At 54.3% G+C, this 3,102-nt stretch carries 3 protein-coding genes and 3 tRNA genes; all 6 read right to left on the minus strand.

The window, feature by feature from the left end; all coding sequences use genetic code 11:
• Positions 1–44: 44 nt before the first annotated feature.
• A tRNA-Leu gene (locus tag DEO48_RS23870) sits at positions 45–130 on the minus strand.
• Positions 131–152: 22 nt separating this feature from the next.
• Positions 153–228: transfer RNA gene (locus DEO48_RS23875), tRNA-His, on the minus strand.
• A gap of 67 nt (positions 229–295) precedes the next feature.
• Positions 296–372, minus strand: a tRNA-Arg gene (locus DEO48_RS23880).
• A 102-nt stretch (positions 373–474) separates the two neighbouring features.
• Positions 475–1,860, minus strand: a complete 1,386-nt coding sequence (locus DEO48_RS23885; RefSeq protein WP_109846488.1) for an amino acid permease — start codon at positions 1,858–1,860, stop codon at positions 475–477.
• A gap of 197 nt (positions 1,861–2,057) precedes the next feature.
• Positions 2,058–2,798: a lipopolysaccharide N-acetylmannosaminouronosyltransferase gene (wecG, locus tag DEO48_RS23890; protein ID WP_029739560.1), complete on the minus strand. Its 741-nt coding sequence runs from the start codon at positions 2,796–2,798 to the stop codon at positions 2,058–2,060.
• Positions 2,799–2,810: 12 nt separating this feature from the next.
• Positions 2,811–3,102, minus strand: a 292-nt coding sequence (locus DEO48_RS23895; protein WP_181367051.1) for a WzyE family oligosaccharide polymerase, incomplete at its 5' end; no start/stop codon positions are given.

Consider the following 3,102-nt stretch of genomic DNA (forward strand, 5'->3'; position numbering starts at 1 on the left):
TGTACTGCTTTTTGAATTTTTAGTTCAATTCATTTAAAAAGTCGTGGTGCGAGGGGGGGGACTCGAACCCCCACATCCAAAGGACACTAACACCTGAAGCTAGCGCGTCTACCAATTCCGCCACCTTCGCAATTCACAACTCTTTCAAATAATGGGGTGGCTAATGGGATTCGAACCCACGACAACTGGAATCACAATCCAGGGCTCTACCAACTGAGCTATAGCCACCACTGTATTCTTTCACGCGGTACTGACTACTTCTCAGACCACCGCAGCTCTAGCGCCGGGACTAAAATGGCGCGCCCGACAGGATTCGAACCTGAGACCTCTGCCTCCGGAGGGCAGCGCTCTATCCAGCTGAGCTACGGGCGCTTAGCGCCGTTGCGGGGCTGGATATTACGTACCTCCGTCCCCGCTGTCTAGTGCTTTTTTGAAAAAAATGCGCGTTTGGTTATGGTTTGCACATTTTGCCGCTTATTCCTCCACTTTCTGCGTAGTGCCGCGGCGACCCAGGCCAAAAAGCTTATATGCGGCCGTCACAGCCGCCAGGAAGATCATCCCGACAAACAGCGACATGCGGGTATCTTCATTAAAGTACATGCCGATTAATACGCAAATCAGGAACGCCATCGTCAAATAGTTCGCATAGGGGAACAGAATTGAGCGGAACGGATGGCTTTCGATCGCTTTTTTATGCGCATGGCGGAAACGTAGCTGGCTGATGAGGATAACAAACCACGGCACCATGCCCGGCAGTACGCTGGCGCTGTAGACGTAAACGAACACGCGCTGCGGGTTAGGAATGATGTAATTCAGGCAAGAACCAATCAGCAGGATTACAATGGAGACCGCCACACCCGCCACCGGTACGCCGGCACGTGAGACTTTACTCATCGCCGCAGGCAGCTGGTTATTCTTCGAAAGCGCATAGAGCATACGCCCGCAGCTGTACATCCCGCTGTTACAACCTGACAGCGCTGCCGTCAGGACCACAAAGTTGATGATACCCGCCGCCGCCGTGATACCAATTTTGGCGAAGGTTAAAACAAACGGGCTACCCGTCGTGCCAATTTCGTTCCACGGGAAGATGGTCACGATTACGAAGATCGCGCCCACATAGAAAATCAGGATGCGCCACAGCACTTTGCCCACCGCGCTACGCAGCGTGACCTGCGGGTTTTTCGCTTCACCGGCGGTAATACCGATCAGCTCGACGCCCTGATACGAGGCCACAACGATACACAGCGCCGTCAGGAAGCCCTTCCAGCCGCCGGCAAAGAAGCCGCCGTTTTCGGTCAGGTTGCCAAAGCCGATAGCGTGTCCACCGTTGCCAAAGCCGAAGAAAATCACGCCCAGGCCGACGACAATCATCACGATAATCGTGGTGACTTTGATCATTGCGAACCAGAACTCAATTTCACCGTAAAGGCGCACGGCTGCCAAGTTTGCCAGCGCCACCAGCCCCACGGCAATGAGCGCGGGTATCCACTGGGCCATGTCTGGGAACCAGAACTGGACGTAGACCCCTATCGCGGTGATCTCTGAGATGCCCACCGCCATCCACATAAACCAGTAAGACCAGGCCGTAAGGTATCCGAAGAAGGGGCTCATATAGCGATGCGCGTAAACGGCGAAAGAGCCGGTTACCGGCTCCAGGAAGAGCATTTCGCCCATGGAACGCATAATGAAGAAAACAAACAGCCCGGCGATAATATACGCCAGTAATACGGAAGGGCCTGCCCATTTGAGCGTGCTTGCGGAGCCCATAAACAGGCCCACGCCGATAGTGCCGCCCAGCGCTATCAGTTCAATATGACGAGCTTCCAGCCCACGCTGTAGCTCCGGTTGTTTCTCTGCCATAGATCCTCGATTGTGTTTGCTGTTTCCCGGCTTAATACCGGGTATTGTTTTTTAGGGGTACTAAAATACGGAGCGAATGGTTTCCTAAAATCTGCCAAATGGCAAACGATGCATTAAAAAAATGAATGCATTGCACAGATTATCAGCAGTTTTGCAGGCGAGTTGCAGCGCGAATAGCATATCGCGCTACATTTTGATTACATTTTCCCGGTGTAATGCCAGGCGAGGTAGCGAAGCAGACGGATCTGACGTTTAATGCGCGTCGGTTGCGATAGCAGGCGGTAAAGCCACTCCAGCCCCAGATTTTGCCAGACCTTTGGCGCACGCTTAACGTGGCCGGTAAAGACGTCGTACGTGCCGCCGACGCCCATGTAGAGGGCATCAGGACAGACCAGACGGCAGTCACGCATCAGGATCTCCTGACGCGGGGAGCCCATCGCCACGGTGACAATTTTCGCCCCGCTGTCACGAACGCGCTCAAACAAAGCCTGTCGATCTTCCGGTTTGAAGTAACCATCCTGGCTGCCGACGATATTAACATTCCATTGACGACGCAGTTTCTCCTCCGTCTGGGCCAGTATCTCCGGCTTCCCGCCAATCAGGAACACGGGCGTACCCTGCGCACCTGCGCGGGCCATAAGCTGCTCCCAGAGATCGGCCCCCGCCACGCGGGATACATTAGCGTCAGGATACTTTTTACGGATAGAGCGGACTACGCTGATCCCGTCCGCGTATTTAAATTCAGCCGCTTCAATCAGGCTTTTGACTTCCGCATTATCCTCAACCGCCAGCATTTTTTCCGCGTTGATGGCCACCAGCGTACCGGATTTCATCTGGCCGTCGGCGAACAGAAAGTCCAGCGCGTGCTGCATGTCGCGCCAGCCAATAAGCTGCAGGCCACGTAGCGCATAGCGCGGTGCAGAAATTTTATCAGTCATTACTATCCTTACTCAGACTTGCGACAGCGTTGTGCTGCCCTGCCGCTCGCGCTTGTGCACAAGCCCTGCGCTGTCAAACAGCCAGTACAACAGTTTGGCCAGCAACAGGCAGAGGCCGAAAACGACCATGAAGAACACCACGCGCGAAACGAACGAGTCCAGCCCTTCGCGCGCCAGAACGATCATATTGAAAATGGCACCAAAGCAGAAACTGTGCAAAATGGCGGCTTTATAGCGGTTGGTCTCTTCGTTGCCGCGCAGGTAAAGCCAGTCGAACCACTTGATAATCAGCCCCACGGCAACC

Origin of the sequence: Enterobacter sp. CGMCC 5087 (genome assembly GCF_003144775.1) — a bacterium.
GTDB lineage: Bacteria > Pseudomonadota > Gammaproteobacteria > Enterobacterales > Enterobacteriaceae > Enterobacter > Enterobacter cloacae_M.